17 protein-coding genes are annotated in these 23,101 nt (G+C 38.4%); 16 read left to right on the forward strand and 1 reads right to left on the reverse strand.

Features of this window, described 5'->3' with window-relative positions; genetic code table 11:
- The first annotated feature begins 135 nt into the window (after positions 1-135).
- From KHA95_RS08960 to KHA95_RS23255, 8 genes are all read left to right on the forward strand, one after another.
- A complete protein-coding gene (locus tag KHA95_RS08960; RefSeq protein WP_213137157.1) occupies positions 136-1,023 on the forward strand; it encodes a glycoside hydrolase family 43 protein in 888 nt (295 codons plus the stop codon).
- Positions 1,024-1,029: 6 nt separating this feature from the next.
- Complete coding sequence (locus KHA95_RS08965; RefSeq protein ID WP_213137158.1) at positions 1,030-3,096, forward strand: glycoside hydrolase family 65; 2,067 nt, start codon at positions 1,030-1,032, stop codon at positions 3,094-3,096.
- A 169-nt stretch (positions 3,097-3,265) separates the two neighbouring features.
- A complete protein-coding gene (locus KHA95_RS08970) occupies positions 3,266-4,549 on the forward strand; it encodes a Gfo/Idh/MocA family oxidoreductase (RefSeq protein ID WP_213137159.1) in 1,284 nt (427 codons plus the stop codon).
- A 99-nt stretch (positions 4,550-4,648) separates the two neighbouring features.
- The gene (locus KHA95_RS08975; protein WP_213137160.1) at positions 4,649-5,974 is read left to right on the forward strand and encodes an ABC transporter substrate-binding protein; all 1,326 of its coding nucleotides are present in this window, start codon (positions 4,649-4,651) and stop codon (positions 5,972-5,974) included.
- Between the two features lie 368 nt (positions 5,975-6,342).
- On the forward strand, positions 6,343-7,236 hold the full coding sequence (locus KHA95_RS08980) for a carbohydrate ABC transporter permease (protein WP_349305454.1): 894 nt from the start codon (positions 6,343-6,345) through the stop codon (positions 7,234-7,236).
- Complete coding sequence (locus KHA95_RS08985) at positions 7,236-8,078, forward strand: carbohydrate ABC transporter permease (protein ID WP_213137161.1); 843 nt, start codon at positions 7,236-7,238, stop codon at positions 8,076-8,078. The genes KHA95_RS08980 and KHA95_RS08985 overlap by 1 nt, the downstream gene beginning before the upstream one ends.
- 104 nt (positions 8,079-8,182) lie before the next feature.
- The gene (locus KHA95_RS08990; RefSeq protein ID WP_213137162.1) at positions 8,183-9,943 is read left to right on the forward strand and encodes a cache domain-containing sensor histidine kinase; all 1,761 of its coding nucleotides are present in this window, start codon (positions 8,183-8,185) and stop codon (positions 9,941-9,943) included.
- Position 9,944: 1 nt separating this feature from the next.
- Positions 9,945-11,549, forward strand: coding sequence for a response regulator (locus tag KHA95_RS23255; protein WP_213137163.1), 1,605 nt, complete (start codon positions 9,945-9,947; stop codon positions 11,547-11,549).
- A 112-nt stretch (positions 11,550-11,661) separates the two neighbouring features.
- Here the strand turns inward: KHA95_RS23255 and KHA95_RS09000 are convergent, their stop codons facing one another.
- A complete protein-coding gene (locus KHA95_RS09000; RefSeq protein WP_213137164.1) occupies positions 11,662-12,879 on the reverse strand; it encodes a helix-turn-helix domain-containing protein in 1,218 nt (405 codons plus the stop codon).
- A 150-nt stretch (positions 12,880-13,029) separates the two neighbouring features.
- Here KHA95_RS09000 and KHA95_RS09005 point away from each other — a divergent pair, with 150 nt between their 5' ends.
- The 8 genes from KHA95_RS09005 to KHA95_RS09040 all read left to right on the forward strand — a co-directional run bounded on the left by KHA95_RS09005 (position 13,030) and on the right by KHA95_RS09040 (position 23,101).
- Complete coding sequence (locus KHA95_RS09005; RefSeq protein WP_213137165.1) at positions 13,030-15,333, forward strand: glycoside hydrolase family 2 protein; 2,304 nt, start codon at positions 13,030-13,032, stop codon at positions 15,331-15,333.
- Positions 15,334-15,568: 235 nt separating this feature from the next.
- Positions 15,569-16,501 carry a polyisoprenyl-teichoic acid--peptidoglycan teichoic acid transferase TagU gene (tagU, locus tag KHA95_RS09010; protein WP_213137166.1) on the forward strand — a complete coding sequence of 311 codons (933 nt, stop codon included), beginning with the start codon at positions 15,569-15,571 and terminating at the stop codon, positions 16,499-16,501.
- Between the two features lie 426 nt (positions 16,502-16,927).
- Positions 16,928-18,394, forward strand: coding sequence for a phosphoglucomutase/phosphomannomutase family protein (locus tag KHA95_RS09015; protein WP_213137167.1), 1,467 nt, complete (start codon positions 16,928-16,930; stop codon positions 18,392-18,394).
- Complete coding sequence (locus tag KHA95_RS09020; RefSeq protein WP_213137168.1) at positions 18,391-19,734, forward strand: amidohydrolase family protein; 1,344 nt, start codon at positions 18,391-18,393, stop codon at positions 19,732-19,734. The genes KHA95_RS09015 and KHA95_RS09020 overlap by 4 nt, the downstream gene beginning before the upstream one ends.
- An 11-nt stretch (positions 19,735-19,745) precedes the next feature.
- Complete coding sequence (locus tag KHA95_RS09025) at positions 19,746-20,699, forward strand: aldo/keto reductase (protein ID WP_213137169.1); 954 nt, start codon at positions 19,746-19,748, stop codon at positions 20,697-20,699.
- A 14-nt stretch (positions 20,700-20,713) separates the two neighbouring features.
- A complete protein-coding gene (locus tag KHA95_RS09030) occupies positions 20,714-21,145 on the forward strand; it encodes a VOC family protein (RefSeq protein ID WP_213137170.1) in 432 nt (143 codons plus the stop codon).
- 30 nt (positions 21,146-21,175) lie between these two features.
- Positions 21,176-22,276, forward strand: a complete 1,101-nt coding sequence (locus KHA95_RS09035) for a BMP family ABC transporter substrate-binding protein (RefSeq protein WP_213137171.1) — start codon at positions 21,176-21,178, stop codon at positions 22,274-22,276.
- An 18-nt stretch (positions 22,277-22,294) separates the two neighbouring features.
- Entirely contained in the window at positions 22,295-23,101 is an 807-nt protein-coding gene (locus KHA95_RS09040) for a nucleoside phosphorylase (RefSeq protein WP_213137172.1), read from the forward strand.

Genomic DNA, 23,101 nt, shown 5'->3' on the forward strand with positions numbered 1-23,101 from the left:
AATTCCATAGGAAAGGGAGAAAAATTCACTAGAATCTCAATTCTAATTTTTCTTACATATTTTCTAACATTTGTTTATGTTGTTGTAAGGGGATACATTATAAGATTTATATAAATGAGAGGTGGAGAGGGATCGATGTTAAAAAATGACGATATTCAAATTCGTGATCCATTTATTTTTCCTGATCAAAAGAGTGGGAAGTATTACTTATTTGGGAGTACGGATAAGAATATTTGGGGAAAAGGGATCGGTTTTGATGTGTATATTGGAACAGATCTTGAAAATTGGGAAGGGCCATTTCCTGTTTTTCGCCCCAAGACAGATTTTTATTCAGATGAAAACTTTTGGGCGCCAGAGGTTCATGAATATGAAGGGCGTTATTATATGTTTGCGACGTTTTTACGGAAGGATGGGTATGGCAGGGGGACGGGCATTCTTGTGTCCGACTCATTATTAGGTCCGTTTCTCCCTCATAGTGATGGCCCTGTAACACCAAAAGAGTGGGAATCGCTTGATGGGACGTTATATATTGATGAAGCTGGAAATCCGTGGATGGTCTTTTGTCATGAATGGGTTCAAGTTGGGGATGGGGAAGTTTGCGCAGTTCGCCTTTCTAATGATTTACGGGAAGCGATCGGAAATCCTGAATTGCTTTTTCGAGCGTCTGATGCTCCGTGGCCAACTTCGTTTCAGCATCCGAAAAGAACATCAAAGGAAAATTACGTGACGGACGGAACGTATTTGTTTAAAGCTTCTAATGGGGAGTTGTTAATGCTTTGGGCAAGCTTTGTTGACGATGTGTATGCCCAAGGAATTTCACGATCACAATCGGGGAAAATTGCCGGACCATGGATTCATGATAAGGAAGCAATTTTTCAAAATGATGGCGGGCACGGAATGATTTTTCAAACGTTTGAGGGGGATCTTATGTTGACATTGCATACGCCGAACAAAACACCGTTGGAGAGACCGATATTTATTCCAATTATTGAAAGGAATGGAATAGTAAAAATTGCAGAATGAGAGGGAATGATTTTATTGAAAATTAATCGAAAAGAACTAGTCGAAAGGCATTTTCCGATCATCACAAAGCTCGAACCATTATCGCCATTATCCGTCGGGAATGGAGAATTCGCTTTTACCGCCGACATTACCGGGCTGCAAACATTTCCAATTGAATATGACGTTCCTCTAGGCACTCAATCGCAATGGGGCTGGCATTCGACGGGTGGACGAGATGTGTATAGTGACCGTGATATTGAAAAACAAGCACTCCATACATACGGACGGGATGTTCATTATGCCCGTTATCCGGAAGATAAAGGGGCGGCGTACCATTGGCTGCGGCAAAATCCACATCGTCTCCATTTGGGACAATTATCATTTTTACTTTTAAAGGAAAATGGCGAGCAAGTGGAATTCACCGACCTATTGAACACGAAACAAGAACTAAATCTCTGGGAAGGAAGTTTATTAAGCGCATTTCAGATTGAAGATCAACCTGTCATTGTAAAGACGGTGTGCCACCCAAATCAAGATGAGATTGCTGTAAAAGTAACCTCCACCTTGATTGAAAAAAATCGTCTATCGGTCGTTTTAAAATTTCCGTCCCCACATATCACTTCGAATCGTTGGGAAGACGCGACTGAACTTGATTATCAACATGATGAGCGTCATCAAACAATAATCGTCAAACAATCCGATGATACCGTAATTTTTCAGCGGAATATGGATGAGGACCAATATGAAGTTGCTTGGACTTGGAGCAATGGAACGGTTACTGAAACGAAGGATCATGAGTACATACTAAAGCCTGATGGAAAAAATGAACTGCAATTCACGGTAGCATTTGCCCAACAATCAGCAATAACCAGCAATTTTGACGCAACTTTTCATGCGAGCAAGCAACATTGGAAGACATTTTGGACAACAGGTGGGGCGATTGATTTTTCCGAAAGCACGGATGCACGCGCACATGAATTAGAAAGAAGAGTCGTCCTCTCGCAATTTTTAACGGCGATCCATTGTGCGGGCTCACTCCCGCCGCAAGAGACAGGGCTGATGTACAATAGTTGGTATGGAAAATTTCATTTGGAGATGCATTGGTGGCATGCTGCGCAATTCCCGCTTTGGGGAAGAGCACATCTACTAGCAAAAAGCATGGATTGGTACACGAGCATTCTTCCACTAGCAAAAGAATTGGCTCAATCACAAGGGTACACCGGTGCACGATGGCCGAAAATGGTCGGACCTGACGGGAAACAAAGTCCGTCGGAAATTGCGGTTGTTCTAATTTGGCAGCAGCCACATCCGATTGCCATGGCCGAATTATGCTATCAAACGGTTGTAGAAAAGGAGGAAGCGCTGCATCGCTGGAAAGAAATTGTATTTGAATCAGCCGAATTTATGGCTTCGTTCGCTGTTTGGGATGAGAAAAAATCGGTGTATGTGCTCGGTCCACCATTAATTCCAGCTCAGGAAAATCATCGGCCTGAAGATAGTTTGAATCCGCCGTTTGAACTGGAGTATTGGAAATACGGCCTTGATGTGGCGATCGAATGGAAGCGAAGATTAGATGAGGAAGTTCCAGCACACTGGCTTGAAGTAGCAAGCCAATTAGCTGAACCGCCACATAATAATGAAGTGTATCTTGCTCACGAAAATTGCCCAGAGTCATTTACTAAATATAATCATGACCATCCATCGATGGTTGGAGCACTCGGAATTTTGCCTGGAAAAATGATCGATCGTAAAATTATGCAACAAACATTACAAACGGTAAAAACAGATTGGCAATGGGAAACGTCATGGGGATGGGATTTTCCAATGTGTGCAATGACCGCCGCTAGATTAGGAGAGGGGCAGATGGCCGTTGATTTTCTTTTAATGGACGCGGTCAAAAATACGTATTTACCGAATGGACATAATTATCAGCATGCGAATTTAACTGCTTATTTACCAGGCAATGGCGGCTTGTTAACAGCTGTCGCGATGATGGCTTGTGGCTGGCAAGGTGCCCCACATATCGATGCACCCGGATTCCCACAAGACGGGAGCTGGAAAGTAAAATCGGAGGGGCTTCATCGTTTTATTTAATTTGAATTAGCCAAAGTCCCTCACATCTATTAATTATGGAATGGGTGTCGCATTACATTTCAAAGTCTCTGTGGATGTCACAGGTTTTCGGAGGAGTCTGTTGAGCGAACTTGAAAATTAAGCCTTGGTGTAATTGAATTTTTACGATAGATAAAAGGAGAGAAAATGAATGAAAAAGAGATATGTATTAATTGGTACAGGTGGTAGAGCAGAATTTTTTTATGGTGCACTTGCAAAAGACTTTAGGGACACGAGTGAGTTAGTCGCTTTTTGTGATGTAAATCAGACACGGATGAATTATGCAAATCAATTATTAGTAGACACATATGATCACCCGCCCGTTGCGACTTATTTGAGCGATAAATTTGAGGAAATGATTGTAAAAGAAAAGCCAGATTATGTGATCGTAACAACGGTGGACCGTACTCATCATACGTATATTATTAAAGCGTTGGAGTTAGGTTGTGATGTCATTACAGAAAAGCCGATGACAGTTGATATTGAAAAATGCCAAGCGATTATCGATGCCGTTCATAGAACGGGAAACGAGGTGCGAGTGACATTCAACTATCGATATGCACCGCATAATACGAAGATTAGAGAATTGATTCGTGATGGTGTCATTGGTGAAGTGTATTCCGTAAATTTTGAGTGGGCGCTTGATACACAGCATGGTGCCGATTATTTCAGAAGATGGCATCGTGATAAGCGGAATAGCGGCGGATTGCTTGTCCATAAATCGACTCACCACTTTGATTTAGTTAATTTTTGGCTTGGAACGACGCCAGAAACAGTATATGCGAATGGGGGCTTGCGTTTCTATGGAAAAGAGAATGCAGAAAATAGAGGGGTAACGAAATTTTACCAACGTGCATATGGAAGTGAACATGCAAAAGGGGATCCGTTTGCTCTGCATTTAGACGAAAATGATCATTTAAAAGCAATGTACCTGGATGCAGAAAAAGAGGATGGGTACCAACGTGATCAAAGTGTGTTTGGTGAAGGAATTAGCATTGAAGATACGTTAGCTGTCATTGTTTCTTATCAAAACAAAGCTTTATTAACATATTCATTGAATGCGTATTTGCCTTGGGAAGGATTTATCGTCTCATTTAATGGTAGTAAAGGAAGAATAGAAGTACGAATCCGTGAGCAATCGTATATTAATTCCGGTGGGGAAAAATCAGAAGAGGGAGCCCTCCAAGATAAGTCGATCCGTGTCCTTCCCATGTTTGGAGAGTCGTATGAGGTTGAAGTGATCGAAGGAGAAGGCGGACATGGTGGAGGAGATCCTGTTCTATTAAACGATCTATTTGGCACTCCGAGAGATGATGAATTTAATCGCGCTGCTACTCATGTAGATGGAGCGATGTCCATTTTAACTGGGATTGCCGGAAACATCTCCATACAAACAGGACAAGCTGTAAGTGTAAAAGATTTAATTAAATTATGATAATATCTAACTTTTGTTAATAGTTTTATAACTTTTGTTTATGTAAGTGAAAGGGGTTTCAAACTACAATGAAAGAGAAAGAATAATGGAGGTGTTGGAATGAAGAAAATCGTTTCATTGGTCATCATGTTATCTTTTATTCTCATCATCAGTGCATGTAGTAATTCGAATAATACAGCACAAGATGGCCAGCAAGGGTCTGATCAAGCGAGTAAAGACAATGAATCAGAACAGACTGATGGAAAAATTGAATTGCGCATGACGTGGTGGGGTGGACAAGAAAGACATGATCGTACATTAAAAGTAATTGAGTTGTATGAGGAAAAAAATCCTCATGTAAAAATTACTCCGGAATATTCAGGAATGGATGGGTATTTTGATAAATTAACGACCCAATTTGCGGCAGGCAATGCTCCTGATATTATCCAATACGGAGGAAATCTAAATGATTTTGTACATCGTGATGTTGTTCTGCCATTAGATGATTATATTGGCAAAGAATTAGATGTGAGCCTTCATGATGAAAGCATGGTTGATGCAGGATCATTTGACGGAAAGTTTTATGGCGTCACCTTAGGTACAAATGCATGGGGAGTGCTTCTAAATAAAACATTATTTGAAGAAGCTGGAGTTGCTTTACCCGGTGAAGAGTGGACATGGGAAGAATTTGAAGATATTGCCGCTCAGTTAAGTGAATCATTAGACGGTATTTACGGGACTGAATATTTTGATCAAAATGGCTTCGGGATTTTCATTGATCAAAGAGGAAAGGTTTTACACGAAAATGGTGTATTAGGAATTGATTTGCAAGATATTGAAGATTGGTACCAAATGTGGGAAGACTATCGCGTGAGTGGAGCAGTTGTACTACCAGAAATTCAAGCAGCATCTTCTCAAACTCCAGAGCAATCGATGCTTGTTGCAAGAGAAGTAGCGATGCAGCTGATCCCTAGTAATCTATTAGGTGCGTATACAAATGCATCTCAAGATGAATTGGTATTCCACATTCATCCGTATAATAAGGAAACAGGAAGAAACGGTGTTGGATTAAGGCCGAGCCAATTTTTAGCTGGTTATGCGGAAACAAAACATCCTGAAGAAGTTGCGAAGTTTCTAGATTTTATGGTGAATGACAAAGAAGCAACGGAGATTTTAGGAAATGACCGTGGTGCACCTGTGAACTCAGAAGTTCGCGAGCATTTAATTTCAGTGGCAGACGAAGTCGATTCGGCTATTTTCTCTTATATTGATTGGGTAAGTAGAACATCAGATGCACCATATGTACCCAATTTACCAGGATATAACGAAACAGAAGCTTTATTTAAAACAACAAGTGAAGAAATTGCCTTTGGACAAACAACTGTTAAAGAAGGATCTGAACGTTATTGGAAAGAATTAAATGCAACGCTAGATAAATATAAGTAATCTGGCAACAGTATAGATTTCTGAAATAAAGCAGAAGGAGAAAACGACTCGCTTTTCTCCTTTTACTACGTTAATTGGAGCGGAAGGCACGAAGACTCCTTAAAAATGCTGCGCATATCCTTCGTGCGGTGCAAGTTCGGGAAGCTTATTCAATGTCCTGCGGGAGACGTGAGCTAGGCAAGACTCCGCAAGGCGTATTTTAAGGAACGAAGCCTAAAGTCACCACAATTTGTGGAAATGGCTTCGTGACCAACATCTTGTTGGCCCGAGGCTTGCCACTCGCCCCGCGGAAAGCGAAGTGCTTGGAGCGTCAATCAACATCTGGGTTTAACGTAGGTTGCAACAAATGATAGAGGAGAGTGGAAACAGTGCTCCAGAAGAGAAAGAACTATTTGATTGCCTATTTATTTTTACTACCATGGCTCATTGGGTTTTTAGGATTAGTGTTAGGACCGATGATTAGTTCATTTTATTTATCCTTTACCGAATATGATTTGCTCACCTCGCCTAAATGGGTAGGAATGCAAAATTATATAGAGATGATGCAAGATCGAAAGTTTATTAGTTCAGTGAAAGTCACATTGAAATTCGTGTTAATCGGTGTACCAATGCAGCTTATCGCCGCATTACTCGTAGCCATTTTATTGAATAAAGGGTTGCGTGGCATCGGCCTTTATCGAACGATTTATTATATTCCTTCCTTACTAGGCGGAAGTGTAGCGATTGCTTTATTATGGAAAAATATTTTTGGGATGAACGGAATTATTAATGATTTTTTAGCCTTTTTCGGGATTGCCGGAAAAGGATGGGTATCACATCCTAATTATGCAATTTATACGTTGATTGCGTTAGCTACTTGGCAGTTCGGATCATCAATGGTGATCTTTTTAGCTGGATTAAAGCAAATTCCAAATGAATTATATGAAGCTGCCGACGTCGATGGCGCCAATTCATTTATGAAACTTAAAAATATTACCCTACCATTATTAACCCCTGTCATTTTATTTAACTTGGTCATGGTATTAATCAAATCATTGCAAGTATTTACATCTGCTTATATTGTCAGTGAAGGAACGGGTGGTCCAGCGAATTCTACTTTGTTTTACACATTATATTTATATCAAAAAGGATTCTCTTATTTTGAAATGGGATATGCGTCAGCCATGGCGTGGATTTTATTAATCGTCTTATCTGTGTTGACAGCTATCATCTTTTTATCATCACGGTACTGGGTGCATTATGAATATGGAGGGAAGTCCTAATGACTCAAACATTCAACATACGAAAATTAATCATTCATTTATTCATTCTCGCATTTGGACTTCTTATGCTTTATCCAGTCGTTTGGATGATATCGAGCTCATTAAAGCCGGAGTATTTAATTTTTTCCGATCCAACGCTTTGGCCAAAAGAGTGGACGCTTGAAAACTATTCAAAAGGATGGAATGTCGTTCGTGATGTTACATTTGGTGTGTTTTTTAAGAACTCCTTTCTTATTAGTATCATTGCCGTAATTGGAAATGTCATTACATGTTCAATGGCTGCTTATGTGTTTGCGCGCATGGATTTTCCATTAAAAAAATTATGGTTTGCGTTAATGCTCGTGACGATTATGCTTCCGTCCCATGTGACATTGGTGCCGCAGTATGCGATTTTTCATAAGTTAAATTGGATTGATACATTTTTACCTTTAACAATTCCTAAGTTGCTTGCAACAGATGGATTTTTCATTTTCCTGATGGTCCAATTTTTCAGAGGTATTCCAAAAGAATTGGATGAAAGTGCGATCATTGATGGATGTGGTCCAGTGCAAATCTTTTATCGAATTATTATTCCGCTTTCATTACCTGCATTATTAACAACGGCTATCTTTACTTTCATTTGGACGTGGGATGACTTTTTTAGCCAAATATTATATTTGAATACTGTTTCTAATTTCACCGTCCCATTAGGATTGCGCTTATTTTTAGATGCACAAGGTCAATCTTCGTGGGGAGCTGTTTTTGCGATGTCCGTTTTATCGCTATTGCCAATTATGATTCTCTTTTTCTTTTTTCAACGGCAAATTGTCGAAGGAATTGCGACGACAGGTGTAAAAGGATGAAACTACCAATCGCAGAATCGCAAATGTTTAACCTGAACCGGTTGAATATTTGCGATTTTCCATCCATGATAGAAGAAAGATGTATTATGAGGGAATGTTCATGAATGACTAAAAAATTACTAACAATCATCGTCGTCAGCTTTGTTACGATTAATGCATTGTTTTTAGCGAGTGTTAGTTTATTATCGTACGAAAAGTATTTTGAGGTCACTTCAAAAGAAATTAGTAAGGCGAGGCTCACATTAGTAAATGAAAGCATGAAGAAAGTTTCTTCTTTTATTACGAGTGTGAGTGATGCGGGAGTGTACATCGTTACAAATCGAGGTGTAAAGGAAACTTTTTTACATAATGAGATTAGTACATATGAGGCGATTGTCGAACAACGAAATTTAACAAAGTTGATGAATGATGTAGCCAGTTTCAAAAGAGGGATTTATTCGATTGAATTATATACGGATCGATATGATCCATTCCCGAGGGTGGAAAGTAGCCATGTCTATTCATTAACAGAATTAGAAAATGAGCCATGGTTTGGCCTATTTAAAAGGGCGGATAGTGGCTGGACTCCAAGACATAAGTCTTTAAAAGGCGAGCAATATTTCGTCAGTTATATTCATCGTCTGTTGAATGAGCAAGGAAAAACAATCGGATATATTAAGGTGAATGTTTTAGCTGATACGCTGTTTGATTATATTTCCGATCAAAAGCCATTTTACGATATGGATGAGCCACTTCTATTATTAGATGGTGGGGGCAGGGTGATTGGTGAAATTAACACAGAGGCAAATATGGAGGTACTTAGGCAAGTCATTGCTTTTAAACCAGATGGGAAATTTGATTTATTGAAGAGTCCGTTTTTCCAACTATCAAATGAAGCCCAGCTCATTAAACAGGATCATAAGCAATATTTATTTATGATTTCAAAGCCAAGTAAGGAGCAGTGGCGCCTCGTTCATCTTATTCCGGTTGATTCTTTATATAAGGAAATGAAAAAAATCGGTTTATTTGTCCTCGTTTTAGCGATTATTAGTTTGCTATTATCGATTCCAATTGCGTATATTTTCGCTAAAAAGCTGTTTAGACCGATTAAAAAAATTATTGAAGGGATGAAGGAGGTTGAAAAGGGAAATTTTCAAGTTCGCGTCCAGCCCCATTTCATCGAAGAATATAAAACATTAGCGTTGAATTTTAATCATATGACATTAAAACTAGACGAGTCGATGCATGAAATTGAGCGGAAAAATAAAGCGAAGCGTGAAGCTGAAATTAGAACGTTGCAAAATCAAATCGTACCGCATTTTTTATACAATACATTGGATATGATCCATTGGCGCGCCTTAGATTATCAGGCAGATGATATTAGTTATATGGTTAATCAGCTGAGCAAAATGTTTCGGATCGGACTTAGTGGCGGGAACACATTTATTCGCTTAAGGGATGAGCTTGAGCATGCTCAATGTTATATTAATATACAAAATGCACGCTTACGAACATCAATTAATTATGTTGTGAGAGTTCCTGCGACATTGAAAGATGTATACGTTCCCAAAGTGATCCTTCAGCCGTTTATTGAAAATAGTATGAAGCACGGCTTCCCAAATGTTACACCAAAAGAGATTTCCCTTCGGATTGTTGCTAAATATGAAGAAGGGGAGATGATCATCGATCTGATCGATAATGGGATTGGGGTGCCTGGAAATTGGAGTATGACAGATTCAGAGGGCGTAGGGATCAAAAATATTCAAGAACGAATTAAGCTTTATTATGGTGAAAACTATGGTGTAAAGGTGTTTAACCATCCTCAAGGTGGGACGGCGGTACGCATTCATCTTCCAATTATGAAAGAGCTAAGAGAGGAAGGGTAGTGTGAAAACAGTTTTACTTGTTGATGATGATCGAAATGTTATTGCAGGTTTACGTGATCATGTTCCTTGGGAAAAGCTACATACGGTTGTCGAAGAAACAGCAACAGACGGCGAGGAAGCATTAGCAAAGATTAAGATAAAGCAGCCTGATATCGTCATTACAGATATTTATATGCCTAATATGAATGGCCTTCAGCTAATTGAAAAATTAAGGGAACAATATCCAGATATTTTCATCATTATTCATAGCGGGTATGATGATTTTAATAATGCCCGTCAAGCGATGAAATACGGTGTGCAGTATTTCCTTTTAAAGCCATCTGTTATTTCAGAAATCGAAGCTGTGATTCGTGATGTCATTACAGATATCGATGTTCAAAAAAAGCAGAAAAAGCTTTTCAAACATTATAATGAACAAATGAATAATTATCTTCCACAACTAAGAGATTCTTTTTTTCGCGAGATTTTACAAGCGAAATATAAGCCGTTAACGATTCCAACTGAAAAGCTGGAACTGTTAAATATTCCACAACACGCAAAGATGATCGTGGGTAGCATTTCTCTTATCCGCTCACCATATTTAACGAGAGAAAAAGAAAGAGAATGGCAATTAATGAAATTTGGTGTGAGTAATATTATTAAGGAAACGGTTGAAGAAAACGATTATGCCGATGTCTTCGATATACATGTAGTAGATTATTCGGAAACGACGTTTTTACTCATTTTCATTGCGAACGATTCGCAGCATCCGTTGGAACAATTATGTACTCACTTATCAGAACGAATTATCGATAATATTTTGCTCATTTTAAAACTATCATTAGTGATTGGGATTGGCGAAGTAAAGGAAGGGATTCATCAACTAACCGATTCATATATTAAAAGTCAAAAAGCATTAGAAGTAGCTGAATATGAAGAAATAAACAAAGTATATACGTATAAAAAGGTAGAAGGAGAAGAACAATTACAAACGATCCAATACCCACTTGATATATTAAAAGAAATTACCGATATGATTACACAAAAAGAATACGAGCAACTCATGGAACAGTGGGAAAAAATAGAGTATTCACTGCTCATTGAAAAAAAGCCGACTTTATTTATAGCTCAAAATATATGTGTCAGTCTCATCAGTTCAATTATGATGCAGGAGCATGATTCGAATCAGGAGGGAATGTTAATGTATGTCACTGATATTTATCGAATGACTACATCTAAACAATTGGTCGATTGGATGAGGGAGAAACTTGAAGCATGGTGCGAAAAGTTAAAAGAAGAACTAACAGGCAAAAAGAGTCATAAATTAATCCGAGAAGTCATTGAATACGTTCAAAATTATTATGATCAGGAAATTACTTTAGCCGAAATTGCTGATTCCTTATTCGTCAATCGAAATTATTTGTCGCAACTATTCAAAAAGGTTACTGGAGAAACATTTGTCACTTATTTAAATACATATCGAATTGAAAAGGCAAAGGAAAAACTGAAAGAAAAAAATTATTTAGTCTATGAGATTAGCGAAATGGTTGGCTATCAAAATCCAACGTATTTTAGCCAAGTGTTTAAATCAATTACGGGAAGAACCCCCTCAGAATATTATAAATGACTTGGTGCACCCCTATCTTCGGGTGCATCAAGTCATTTCATTATGCGCGTTGGTCAACGAAAGTCGTGCAATTCACCCTTAAACTCGTGCAATTATCCTGAAAAAGAAAGATTTACTCCCCGTTCATTTTGATATATTGTGACGGCGTCAGCGAAGTAACCTTTTTAAAGGTTCGGCTAAAATAGTTTGGATCGTTGTACCCGACCATGAAGGCAATTTCTGTAATGGAAATGTCGCCTTGATGTAAATATAGTTTCGCTTCTTCGATTCTTTTATCATTAATATAGTCGATGATGCTCATGTTTGTATCTTCTTTAAATGTGCGTGATAAATGCGAAGGGGTCACGTGCAAAATAGTCGCAATATATTGGAGCGTTAAAGGCTCTTCCAAATGCAAATCGATATATTCGGTTGCTTTTTTGATGAGTAAGCTATATTGACTTTTAGATCGTTTTATAACCGTATCACAATAGTCATTAACCATAATCGAAAAAAGCTTTTGTAGATCGGGAAGATTCGGTGCTCTTTCAATTAAAATCGCATATTTTTCAGAAATCGTATGAACATGAACGGGATGAACGCCTCCTTGTTCAGCAGCGATTCGACAGATTGTATTCAACACTAATAATAAATTTTTTGCTGATCTGATTGGGCTTTCGGGTATTCGATCTGAAAGGGTGAACAAACTATTTGCTTGTTTTAATATTTTTGATACCCCTGATTTATCTCCTTTTTTAATGAGATGAATGAGTTTTTTCTCCAACTTATATCTTAGTTCGATCACTTGCTGATTTTCATTTCGATCTCTCTTTTCGTGTTCTTTATTTCTTTCCTGGGGTTTCACATCGGAAATGATTAGCTGTGAATCAATATGTGGGTGCGCGCAAATATTTACAAGTAAATGCCCTATTTTACGTGAATCATTGCTGCTTATAATTGTTAATGATTGATAAAATTGATGAAGCTGATGGCGCTCACTAACCGGCAGCTTGTTTTTGTACAGAAGTTCACTCATAAAAATAGTGCCTGGAATGCTTGAAAGAAAGGGCCCTATGAGCATAAAACCATGAATGGAGCTATTTTTCCATATTCCCGTCGCGATAAATTCAAGCCCATAAGAATTGATATAATAGTAATAACTATGAGGATCGTTCTTTTGAAGAATACGCAAGATGGAATCATATTCTTCCTCTACATCAGAAAGCACCGCTGGTATATGATGTTCAACTAGTTCTAGTTTTGGCTTGCCTTGCTCATTCAGTAGTCGTACGTCCATTTTTGTTATGGAATGAAGGGTATAGCATTTTTTATAATAGTCACTAAAATTCATGAAAAGACACTCCTTCATTTTCATAAAAAAAAGCAAGTTTTATGCTAATTATATCAAATTTATGCGATTAATAACATGTTCGATATTATAAGATGAAGCTGGGTAATCTAACAAGATATACAAATCATTCCGATAGTAGGAGGAAGATTTATGCGTAAAAAGATAAATATTAACGACGATTGGAAATTTATAAGGCAAGATGAAGAACGGGCAATCGAAAAAGCGTATACGGATGAACATTGGCAAGAAGTGAATATCCCGCATACGTGGAATGCGATTGACGGAGCGAACGGTTTTGACTTTTACAAAGGAGCTTGCTGGTATCGTAAAGAATTCAGTGTGGATTTGTTAGCACAAGGGAATAAAGTATTTATTGAATTTGAAGGGGCAAACAGCATTACAGATGTGTACGTAAATGGTCAGCATATGGGTCAGCATCGTGGCGGTTATTCAACGTTTCGCTTCGATATCACTGATGTCGTCACATTCGGTGCAAAAAATCTACTTACGGTAAAAGTTGATAATACGGTTGTGGATGATGTGTATCCACAAATGGCTGATTTCACATTTTACGGGGGAATTTATCGCGATGTGAATGTCGTGATCGCCAATCCTGTTCACTTTGATTTAATGGATTATGGTTCACAAGGTGTGTATATCGTTCAAGAAGAGGTTTCTAATGAAGCAGCGAAATTAACGATCAAATCACGACTCGTGAATGATCATGAAGAAGATAAGAAAGTAAGGCTTTGGGTCGATATTCTTGATGGATCAAGCAATCATATTGCATACGCAGCAAAGGAAGTGATCCTTGCGGCAGGAGAAACGCAAGTCGTTGAGCTTCCGATCGAAATGGAGAACCCAATTTTATGGAATGGCCTCAAAAATCCGCATATGTACAAAGCAAATCTATCGATGACAAGCTTTAATGATATGGTGGATGAGCTTTCGATTCCATTTGGTGTTCGATATTTTGAAGTGGATGCTGACAAAGGCTTTTTCCTTAACGGGGAGCCGTTAAGATTAAATGGCGTTTCAAGACACCAAGATCGCAAAGACATGGGGTGGGCGATTACGCCAAAAGAACATAAAGAAGATATGGAATTGATTAAAGAAGTAGGAGCTACTTCGATTCGCTTGGCACATTATCAGCATGATCAATATTTTTATGATCTATGTGACCAAGAAGGAATGGTCGTATGGGCTGAAATTCCATTCATCTCAGTGATGTCGAAAACGGAGTTAGAAGGAATCAACGCGAAACAGCAAATGATCGAACTGATTCGCCAAAACTTTAATCACCCGTCGATTATGTTCTGGGGCATTCAAAATGAAATCCAAATTAGTGGCGAAAGACCTGAACTACGAAAGCTTGTAAAAGAATTAAATGAATTGACAAAAAAAGAAGATCCTACTCGCTTAACAACGATGGCCAATGTTATGTTTGTGCCGGATAAAGATGAATACAATTATATGACGGATATTGTTGGCTACAATAAATATTATGGCTGGTATCAAGGGAAAGCGGAAGATTTTGCCGGCTGGCTTGATGGATTCCATGAAACAAATCCGCAAGTAAAAGTAGGTATTTCTGAATATGGGGCAGAAGGGATTTTACAATATCATAGCAATGATCCGAAGGTAAAAGATTATACGGAAGAATACCATGCGTTATACCATGAAAAGGTGTGGAAGATCTTCTCTGAACGACCATATTTATGGTCAACGTATGTATGGAATATGTTTGACTTCGGTGCCAATATTCGTGACGAGGGCGGAGTGAAGGGCCGAAATAATAAGGGACTGATCACTTACGATCGTAAAATTAAAAAAGATGCCTTCTATATGTACAAAGCAAATTGGTCCGATGAAAAATTTGTTCATATTGCCAGCAAGCGATTTATTGATCGTGCCGACGAGGAAATTTCTATAAAAGTGTATTCAAACTGTACGGAAGTGACCTTATTTGTAAATGGCACAGAAGTTGCATCAAAAACAAGTAATGATAGAATCTTTATTTTTGACAATATTAAATTGCAAAACGGCATAAATGAAATGAAGGTAACTTCTAACCAAGCCGGTGCAACGATTGAGGATGTTGCAAGATTTAATAAAGTGGCTGAACCGAATCCTAGTTACAAAGCTCCTGAAGAAGATACAGGGGGAGTAGTCGCCAACTGGTTTGAAATGCCAGATCTAAGCGATGTGGAAGTAGAAGAGCTTCATATAACGGATGATGTTTTTTCAACTCGCTGCACGTTTAATGAGTTGATGGAAAATGAAGAAGCAAAGGCAGTGCTTAAAAAATATTTAGGTGATTTCACAGAACATCCGATGTACGGTATGGCACAAGGGATGCAAGTTGACTTTATTGCTTCAATGGCAGAGGACATGTTTACAGAACAAGTAATATTTGCGCTGAATAAGGAATTAACAAAAATTAAAAAGTCATAATGAGAATGAGGGGCTGTTGATGAACAGCCTCTTTTTAGGTTGCGAAGGCAAGATTTACTAAGGTAGATATCCCCAAATTGCGAATTTTGTTGAAAATAGGACGGGGGATTCGCTATAATAAAAGGTATGTTCATTTACTATGTAGAATTTTGTAAGAATAATTGAAACCTTTATTAAGAGCAAGCGTCTATATAAGAGGATAGGTCGTACTATATTAGGGGAGTGGAAAAGGAAAATGGCACGTTTTAAACCAAAAAAGAAGAAAAAAAGAGGATTAAAAATATTTTTAACAGTCTTACTCGTGCTTGTCGCTGGGGTCGTTGCGTATGGATATTCGATTTATCATAATTTAAATAAGGCGGCAACATCTGTCCATAGTCCAATCGACCGAACACCTGCAGTAAAGCGTTCGTCCGAATTAAAACTAAATAAGAAAGAGCCATTTTCGGTCCTTATGCTTGGTGTGGATGAGCGACCTGGCGACAAGGGACGTTCTGATACAATGATCGTTATTACAGTAAATCCAGAGAAAAAATCAATGGAAATGTTAAGTATTCCGCGTGATACACGCGTGGAGATTGTCGGTAGAGGGGCAGAAGATAAAATTAACCATGCCTATGCTTTTGGCGGAGTAGAAATGTCGATGAACACGGTGGAGAAATTCCTTGATATTCCGATTGATTATTATGTAAAAATGAATATGGAAGGTTTTAAAGATATCGTTGATTCGGTTGGAGGAATTACGGTAAATAATGACCTTGATTTCACTCAAGATGGTCATCATTTTGCAGTGGGTAATTTAAACTTAAATGGTACGGAAGCATTAAGTTATGCACGTATGCGCTATGAAGACTCGCGTGGTGATTTTGGTCGACAAATGCGTCAACGTCAAGTTATTCAAGGGGTTATGAATAAAGGTGCCAATATTTCAGCACTTTGGAAATATGATGATATTCTTAAAGCGTTGAGTAATAATGTGGAAACAAACATTACATTTGATGAAATGAAAGATATTCAGAAAAATTATGCGGATGCTCGTCATAATATTGAACAATTCCAAATTGATGGAAGTGGTTCAACAATTGGTGGCGTCTGGTATTACATCGTTCCCCAAGATGAGCGTGCAAGTGTTCAAGCTCGATTAAAGGATCATTTGGGATTGAATTAAATGGTTGGAACCCGGTACTGAAAATGGTACCGGGTTTTTTGTTGAAAAAAAGTATAAATTATTCGTTGTTTTCATGTTGAAGTAGCATATTCTTGTCTAGCTCCAGTCGCTCAGCGGCTAGAAAACTTCTCCCTGCGATAAGTCAACATCGGCTCATTCTTCGCCGTATTTCCTTTAAGAATCGTCGACTCAGGTTGCCACGTCTATGGTCAGTTGCCGTAGTTTTTACGTCGCTAAACGGGCGCTAGCGCTTTTCCTTTTAAATATTTTCCATTTGTGCACTTTCTAATTCGCTTTTAAATTTTTTTGAAAGAGTCAAAATATATCATTGACAAATGATAAAAACGAATATAAAATCTGTTTATAACTTTCGAAATAAACATTATTTTATGAATTGTGTAATTTTATAGAGAGAAAGGTGAAGAAATGATCGCTAGCGAAAGAATTTCTTTTGGGACAGATGGATGGCGAGGAAAAATAGCGGAGACGTTTACATTTGATAATGTCAGAAGGGCAGCCCAAGGTTTTGCTTTATTTTTAAAACATAAAGGCATTTCCGAAAAAGGAGTAGTAATTGGATACGATCAGCGATTTAATTCCGATTTATTTGCACGAGCCAGCGCGGAAGTTTTAGCTGGAAATGGTATAAAAGTTTGGTTTACATGCAGAAATACACCGACACCTGTTATAAGTTATACCGTAGTCGAAAGACAAGCGGCAGGCGCCATCAATATTACTGCAAGTCATAACCCGCCCGAGGATAACGGATTTAAAGTAAGAGATTCACGTGGTGCTGCTATACCACCAGTGGATCTTAGTGAGATAGAAGCTTTTATTCCAGATTTAGTTACGGGAGTAAAGATATGTGAGTTTTATAAGGGGTGTAAGGAAGGGGTCATTGAAATTTGGGATCCTGATGATGCTTATATTAAACATATTAAGACAATCGTTGATTTGGAAGCTTTGAAAAATGCAGGAAAAAAGATAGTTTGTGATGTGATGTGGGGAAATGCTGCCGGTTGGTATCCGCGTTTATTGGGTGGAGGCAGTAATCAAATCATTGAGGTACATAATGAACGCAATCCAATTTTCCCTAATATGGAGCGTCCAGAACCAATTCATCCAAATATTGATGAGGGAATGAAGAGATTGCTAGAGGAAAAGGGGGATATTTTATTTATCAATGATGGTGATGCCGATCGTCAAGGGATAGGAGACGAGAACGGTGAATACATTGACCAGCTTCGGGTTGCATCATTATTAACGTATTATATGCTCGAATATAAAAATGAAAGAGGGGCAATTATCAAGACTGTAAATATGTCATCGATGCTAGATAGGTTGGCGGCTGTATACGATGTATCATTAATAGAAACGCCAGTAGGATTTAAATATGTAGCTAATGCATTTATAAATGAAAGCGCTATTATCGGTTGTGAAGAAAGTGGTGGATACGCATTTCGTAATAATATTCCTGAACGTGATGGCATTTTAGGAAATCTATTGTTTTTAGAGTTTATGGTTAAAACGGGGAAAACCCCATCAGAACTGGTACAGATGCTATTCGAAAAATTAGGAGCAAATTTTTATTATCGGAGAATTGATAAAGTTTGTACCGAGGAAGAGAGAAACCGTGCATTGGAAACACTCTCTTTAGCATTTCCAAAAGAAATTTGCGGATTTCCAGTAAACGGAGTTGATACAACAGATGGGTATAAATATAAACTAGGGAATTTAGGTTGGTTAATGGTAAGAGTATCAGGAACGGAACCTTTAGTGAGAATTTATTGTGAAGTAATCAATCAGAAAATGGTCGCTCCTCTATTACAAGCTGGACTAGAACTGATAGGAATCCTAGATAGAAAGGAATCTTTTGATAAGGTGAGCATATGAGTTTTGATTTAGTTGTTGATAACGGAATTATCATTACAATGGAGCCTAATTCTACACCGTTCATCGGTTCGCTTGGAATTTCAAATGGGAAAATTGAAGTGGTGAAGAAAGGAAAAATCCATCCGAGTGAAGGGAAGGAGTATTTTGATGCAACAGGTAAAATGATATGTCCTGGATTAATCAACGGGCACTGCCACGGTGATATGACGGTAGCAAGAGGAATTGCCGATGATTTAACGCTTCTTGAGCAAAATGAAAGATTTGCACCTTACAATTTTCTTTATGATTTATTAAGTGATCGTGACCGTTATTATTCCAGACAACTTACTTACATTGAAGCATTAAAATCTGGAACAACTTTTATGATGGAAAATATGTATTGGAGCCTTGGAATCGATTCGGTTACTGCGATGGCACAAACAGGAATTAAGGGGGCGCTAGCAGAGGATGTAAGACCAGACTTTATGAAGCCATATCAATTAATCACGGATGAACAACTTCTAAAATTCCAACAGGAATGTGAGAAAAATGGACTTATTCCAGTGTTGGGAAGTATATCGGAAGAGGATTTTGATGAGGGGTTATTAGAGAAAATATTTTCAATGGCATCGGAAAAGAATATTTTAGTCACTCAACATCTTGCTGAAACGACATGGCGGGTAAATAAATGTAAAGAGACATTTGATAAAACGCCAGTTGCATTTCTGTATGAAAGGGGCATTTTATCCGAAAAGTTGATCGGGTCGCACGCCATTTATATTGATAATTATGAAATTGATTTTATGAAGGAAGCAGGGGTTAAAGTTGTTAATACTCCTCTTTGCGAAATGAAAATCGCTGACGGAATCGCACCGATTCCCGAATTTTTAACAGCCGGTGTTGTGACTGCACTCGGAACCGATGGAGCGTTATGGAATAACAGCAATGACATGTTCCGTGAAATAAAAGGGATTGTATTATTGCATACAATTAATAAAGGAATCAGAACACTCCAGGCGAGACAGGCACTAGAAATGGCGACGATTAATGGTGCAAAGGTTTTCGGAATGGAAGAGAGATTGGGGACGATTTCACCAGGAAAAGATGCCGACTTTATTGTTATTAACACTTCCGAACCACATTTACGACCATTAAGAATGAATGCTCATAATAATGTGTTATCTTTACTTGCATTTAATGTTACGGGAAGAGATGTCGAGAGTGTTTTTATTAATGGTGAAGCGATTGTTCGTGACCGAAAAGTATTAACGGTGAATGAGGCAGACATTATTGGAGAGGTTCAAGCAACAAGTGAAAGAATTGCAGCTGCTATTCCTGAGGATGCATTTAACGGTAAATAAAGGAGGAGACTATGAGGCAGATTGAATTATCTAAAACAGGAGAGAAAGTGAGCGGGATGGCTCTCGGAACGATGTATTTCAACACGACTACTGATGCTAAAACGTCCATGGAAATAATGGATTGCTATATAGACTATGGCGGGAATTTTATCGATACAGCTAATATGTATGTATCATGGTTAGATGGCTTCGAAGGTGGTGAATCAGAAGAGTTAATAGGAAAGTGGATGTCCCAAAGGAAAAATAGGAACGAATTATTTATATCTACCAAGGTGGGACTTGGTATGAAGGATGTCCCTTCCGGATTACAAAAAGATTTGATATTAAGGGAATGTGAAAAAAGTTTAAGAAGATTAAAAATTGATACGATTGATCTTTATTTTGTTCATCGAGAAGATTTACATACACCAATGGAGGAAACATTAGAAGCGCTGGACATCTTACAAAGACAAGGGAAAATAAGGCATGTTGGTATAAGTAATCATCGGAGCTACCGGGTTGCGGAAGCAAAACAAATAAGTGAACAAAAAGGTTATCCTGAATTTACCTTCGCGCAATATCGGTATACTTATTTGCGTCCAAAATTAGGAACGCCCTTCGATGGTCCTGATGATACGAGAATGCACGCGACAGAAGATTTACTTGATTATGTACACGAAAATAATATGACCTTCATGTGTTATCAAACATTATTAAGTGGGGCATATTCACGAATGGATAAACAGATTCCAACTGAATATATTGGTCCTGATTCTGATGAAAGAATGAAGGTTTTAAGGGCGGTAACAGAAGAAACAGGAGCTAGCATTAATCAAGTTGTACTTGCATGGGCAATGCAAAACAAAATGCGAGCGCTACCACTTATTTCGGCAAATAGTAGAGCGCATATTATCGAAAATATGAATGCTTGCGATGTCAACTTAAGTAAGGAACAAATAAAGCGTCTTGACGAGGCGGGTATTTAAAGGAGAAAGATAAAATGGCGGATTTAAACATGTTGACCAAGTTAAATGATATTTGTTTTTATGTTCCGGATCTTGAAGAGGCTGTTCAATTTTATACAGAAAAAATGGGATTTGAGATTAGGAGAAGGCAGCCAGGATATGTTGAGTTTCTTTTTCAAGGAACGAGCCTTTCATTATGGCAAGTTGATGGCGTATATCATGCAGTAAAAAAAGAACATCTCGGTGCTATTGGACATCACTTTATGATGGCGATCAATGTCCCAACAATAAAAGATGTTGATGAATTGCATGAAGAATTAATAGGAAGAGGAGTTGAATGCATTGCACCGCCTAAAACATTTCCATTTGGAGCAAGGGCGGTATATTTCAAGGATATTATCGGGAATATATGGGAAGTATTTGCGTGGGTTGAGGGAAATGGGCCGGGAATACTAATTGAACGCTAATTAAATTATTTAATAGATGGAGGGAAAAAGATGAAAAGAGGCAAACGACTGTTTCTTCCTATGATTCTTGTAATCTTATTATTGATTTCTGCCGGGTGTGGTAATAAAACCAATAATAGTGGCACTAAAGCTTCTAATACTAGTGAATCAGATAATGAAAATCCAAAAGTAGCCCTTGTTGTGAATCAACGTTTTGGCGATAAAGGACCAACCGATGATATGGGGATAGGTGCGGATAAGGCGGCCGAAGATTTTGGGATTGACATAAAAAAATTGGAGTCTGATAATCCAGCTGCTCATGAAGAGGATCTTCGTGCGATGGCTAGGGAAGGCTATGATCTCATTATTACATCGTTTCCTCCAATGAGTGAAGCTACGAAGGTCGTAGCGGAAGAATATCCAGATACAAACTTTGCAGCGATATTCCAATTTATCAATGTTGATGGTGAAAAATATGATAATGTCTGGGATACGGAATTTCATGGTGAAACCGCATTTTATATGCTCGGTGCATTAGCATCCCAGCTTTCAGAGACAAAAAAAGTCGGAATTATTATTGGAGATGAAGAACCAACACCGAACGCTGAAGGGAATGGATTTATGAGAGGAGTTAAAGATAGCTGCTCCGAATGTTCAGTTGAGTTTGCTTATGTAGGTAGTTATGAAGATCCCGCAAAGGCGAAGGAAATAGCCGCGGCAATGATCAATAAAGGCGTTGACGTTATTCAAGCTAATGCTGGAAAAAGCCAACTAGGTATTATCGAGGCAGCTAAAGAGGCTGGAATACTCGTTAGTGGGGATGTGGCAGATAATTATGAAATGTATAAAGACGGTTTCTATGGGTATGCAGGGATTAGTTTTGGTCAAAACGTATATGAAGCGGTGAACCTGCTAATTGATGGGAAATTTCCTGCCGGCGAACATGGAATTATGGATATTACAAATAATGGATATTATTTACCGCATGATGCTTTTGAGCGCTTTGCAAATGAAAGTACTGGTCATACAGAAAAAATGAAGGAAGCAATTACTTTAGTAAAGGATTTAGAAGCAAAAATGAAATCAGGTGAAATTTCCGTAGAGTTTGACACACAAACACCGAATTGGAAGCGTATACAAGGAAGCAATTAAAAAAAGGGAGAGATAAAAATGACGACAATTAATAAAGCAAGTGCGCCAACAGAAGGAGAAGCAGTATACCATATTCGACTCAAAGAGGGAGATGTTCCAGGCTATGTCCTATTACCAGGGGCACCAGAACGAACGTTAAAAATTGCAGAACAATGGGATGATCATGTCGAGGTTGCTAATTATCGAGAATATAAAACCGTACGAGGGACTTATGAAGGGGTTCCGATTGCGGCTACTTCAACGGGTATCGGATGTCCAAGTGCTGAAATTGCCATTCATGAATTAAATACACTTGGTGCCCACACATGTATTAGGGTAGGGACTACTGGTTGTATCGTGGCTGATTTTGACTTGGGTGATTTGATTATACCAGTAGCAGCTGTAAGAAAAGATGGTACTTCTAATCTTTATGTTGAGCCAGAATTTCCCGCGTTCGCAAATCCAGAGGTTGTGTCGGCATTAGCAGAAGCATGCGAAAGACTAGGATATAAATATGGTTATGGCTTGGTATATACAGCGGGATCATTTTATTTAGGACAAGGTAGACCTCTTTCTGAAGATGGATATTGGCCATCATGGGCAGATGATATTATTCCAGATTTACAAGCATCAAACGTGACGAATATTGATATGGATACAGCCGGTCAGTATGTTGTTGGTTATTTACATAATATGCGAATGGGAGCCGTGCTATCTGTTATATCTAATCGCGTACTTGATCGTTGGGGAGACAATGGCGGGGAGGAAAAGGCATGTCGGGCAGCTTCGGAGGCAGTAAAAATTTTAATGGAGCGAGATGAGAAAAAAAAGCAAAGGAATGGTTAA

Source organism: Bacillus sp. FJAT-50079, from assembly GCF_018343515.1.
Taxonomy (GTDB): Bacteria; Bacillota; Bacilli; order Bacillales; family Bacillaceae_C; genus Lederbergia.